Here is a 3,416-nt window from a genome sequence, read left to right on the forward strand (position 1 = left end):
GCTGTTAAATGTAAAGTTGTAAATGGTAAAATTTAGGAAGTTGAATATGAGAAAAGTTCTACTGATGGGTTTTGTCCTGCTGTTAGCAGGTTTGACAAATGCCCATGCACAGGAAAAGAAGATTACCGGTACGGTCACTTCTGAAGAGGAAGGCTGGGAACTACCTGGAGTAAATGTAGTGATCAAAGGTACTACTGAAGGTACCATTACAGATATGATGGGGAATTATGCCCTTGATGCAGAGGAAGGACAAACTTTGGTATTCTCATTTATTGGTTATGCCTCCCAGGAAATTGTGGTAGGTACGGAAAATACAATAGATGTAGTTTTGGGAGCTGATGTAAAGCAATTGGATGATGTTGTAGTAACGGCTTTGGGCATCGAGCGTGAGGAGAAATCTTTAGGTTATGCTGTACAAGAAATTGGTGGAGATGCGGTAACCAAGGCAAAAGACTCAAACATTGCTACCGCATTATCTGGCAAGGTAGCCGGTGTGCAAATTAAAGCCCCGGCAACAATGGGTGGTTCTGCCAATGTGGTAATTAGAGGTAATAGCTCCCTAACAGGAAATAACCAGGCCCTATTTGTGGTAGATGGTGTTCCAGTAGATAATGGAACATATAATGTTGATAACCAGACTATAGGGGCTGGAGGATATGATTACGGTAATCTCGCTGCAGATATTAACCCGGATGATATTGAATCGATTTCGGTTTTAAAGGGTGCTGCTGCTTCTGCGCTTTACGGTTCTCGTGCGGCCAATGGTGTGATTTTGATTACGACCAAAAAAGGTGCAAGCAGAAAAGGGGTTGGAGTAACAATTAATTCTGGTGTTACAATGAGTAAAATCAACAGGAATACCTTACCTTCCTACCAGAAAGAATATGGCGCTGGTTATGCCCCTGAGTTTACCAATAGTGTAGATGGAGTCCCTGTAGTGAACACCGCTGATGATGCCTCATGGGGACCTAAATTTGACGGTCAGCCTGTTATCCATTGGGATGCTTTGGACCCTACTTCTTCAAATTTCATGGAAACCAGACCTTGGTCTGCTCCTAATTCGGATCCTTCGGACTTTTTCAAAACAGGAGTACAGACCACCAACAGTATAGCCTTGGACGGAGGAAATGAAGATGCCCAATTTAGGATTTCCTATACGAATATGAGCGAAACTGGTATTCTTCCAAACAGCAAGAATGAAAGAAACACAATTTCGTTTAGTGGTTCTGCTAAATTAACAGAAAAATTTACTGCCTCCGCTAGTGGTTCATATATCAATAGCTCAGCCGTAGGTCGTATGGGTACAGGGTATGACAGTAAAAATGTGATGCAGTCTTTTAACCAATGGTGGCAGACAAATTTGGATTTCGATCGACTCGAAAGATTCTACAAAAACGAAGGCGGTCAGCACCAATCATGGAATGCGACTTCTCCAACTAATCCAAGACCTGCTTTTAGTAATAACCCTTATTGGACACGTTATGAAAATTATAACAGTGATGATAGGGATCGTCTTTTTGGGAATGTGGTGTTAAATTATGAATTAACGGATTGGTTATCCGTAATGGGTAGAGCTACTACGGATACCTATGCTTTTACACAGGAAGAACGTACTGCTGTAGGCTCAGCAGATATTCCTGAGTATAGAGTGAGAAACTACCGTTTTATGGAGAACAACTATGATTTGATGTTGAACGCTCAAAAGGATCTTTCACAGGATTTATCTTTGACTGCTTTGTTAGGTACAAGTGCTAGAAGAAACCGGTTGAGATTAACGGAGTCTGCTACCCAGGACGGTTTAATTGTACCGAACTTTTATTCACTTGCCAATTCTGTGAATCCGATTTTGGAGACCAATGAAAGTGATAACCGTCGAGCATTGAATTCAGTGTATGGAAGCATGTCATTTGGATATAGGGACTTCTTATTTTTAGATTTGACAGCTAGGAATGACTGGTCATCTACTTTACCAAAGGAACATAACTCATATTTTTACCCATCTATATCTACTTCTTTTGTGTTCTCTGAGTTAGGTTCTTTCGCAACTTCTGATGTGTTTTCTTTTGGTAAACTACGATTGGGGTATGCAGAAGTAGGTAATGATGCACCTGTATATTCTACAGATACCTATTATACAACTAATCCAACTTTTGGTTCTAGCCCATTATACTCGGTAAATGATGTTTTGAATAACCCTGATCTAAAATCAGAAAGAAAAAAAGAATTTGAGGCGGGTTTAGAACTTAAATTCTTACAAAATAGAATTGGTTTTAATGGATCAGTTTATAAAAGTAATACGGTGGATCAAATCTTGGCTGTTCCTGTTACCGCTGCGTCAGGTTATAGTTTTATGTTTATCAATGCAGGAAATATTGAAAACAAGGGTATTGAATTAGCCATTGATGCTACACCAGTACAAGGAGATTTCACTTGGAATGTGGGCTTAAACTGGAGTGCTAATAAAAACAAGGTGGTAGCCCTTAATGAGGATGTTGACAATTTGGTTTTAGGTGGTTTGTGGAATGTAACCATTAATGCCAGAGAGGGAGAAGCCTATGGGGCCATTATGGGAACCAACTTTGTGTATGACGAAAATGGAAATAAAATTGTAGGGGAAGATGGATTTTATTTGGAGTCAGATGAAAATGAAGTGATTGGTAATATTAATCCGGATTGGTTTGCAGGTTTAACAAACTCCTTCTCTTATAAAAACTTTACCCTTTCTGCGCTTATTGATATGCAGTGGGGCGGAGATGTATTCTCTTTTGATCGTATGTATGGATTGGGTACAGGTTTGTACGAGGAAACAGCTGGTTTAAATGATAAAGGTAACCCTAAAAGAAATCCAGTTTCTCAAGGTGGTGGGATTCTTTTACCAGGGGTAAAACCCGACGGTACCCCAAATGACGTTTATGTGCCGGGTGCACCTGGACAAGATGGAAACAATACTGTCTCATGGACAGATACGGGGTGGTCTTATCAGAAAAATCCTGAGGCAGCCTATGTTTATGATGCTACTTACATCAAGTTAAGAGAGGTGTCTTTGACGTACTCTTTCCCAAGTAAATTAATGGAAAAAATTCCATTCCAAGGAATTGACTTTTCTATTGTTGGTCGTAACCTGGCTATTTTGTATAAAAAAACTCCAGGTTTTGATCCTGAAGTAATTTCAGGAGCGGGTAATGCACAAGGGATATCAATGGCTACTTACCCAACAACCAGAACCCTTGGTTTTAACTTGAAACTGAGGTTATAATTGATGTTTAGGAAAGAGCTTGTTTAAATTTTTTGTTTTTATGCGAAAATGAAATTTGAGAAGGTGAACGAGGCGCTTTTTGAGCTTGTAGCTGGAAGCTACGGGTGATAAAAGGAACAAAGTGCAGCTATTCAAAAGCCATTTGCAGCAAAAAGAAAAT

General features: G+C 39.8%; 1 protein-coding gene. It reads left to right on the plus strand.

From position 1 onward, the window contains the following. Window positions 1-46: 46 nt before the first annotated feature. Window positions 47-3,256 (plus strand): SusC/RagA family TonB-linked outer membrane protein, encoded by a 3,210-nt coding sequence (locus E1171_RS04465; protein ID WP_155204505.1) that lies wholly within the window; start codon window positions 47-49, stop codon window positions 3,254-3,256. Window positions 3,257-3,416 lie beyond the last annotated feature (160 nt).

It is taken from the genome of Xanthovirga aplysinae (assembly GCF_009711365.1).
In the GTDB taxonomy this organism is placed as follows: domain Bacteria; phylum Bacteroidota; class Bacteroidia; order Cytophagales; family Cyclobacteriaceae; genus Xanthovirga; species Xanthovirga aplysinae.

Excerpts from the sequence above, each read along its gene's own strand:
- E1171_RS04465 (WP_155204505.1), top strand. The coding sequence starts at position 47 with ATGAGAAAAGTTCTACTGATGGGTTTTGTCCTGCTGTTAGCAGGTTTG.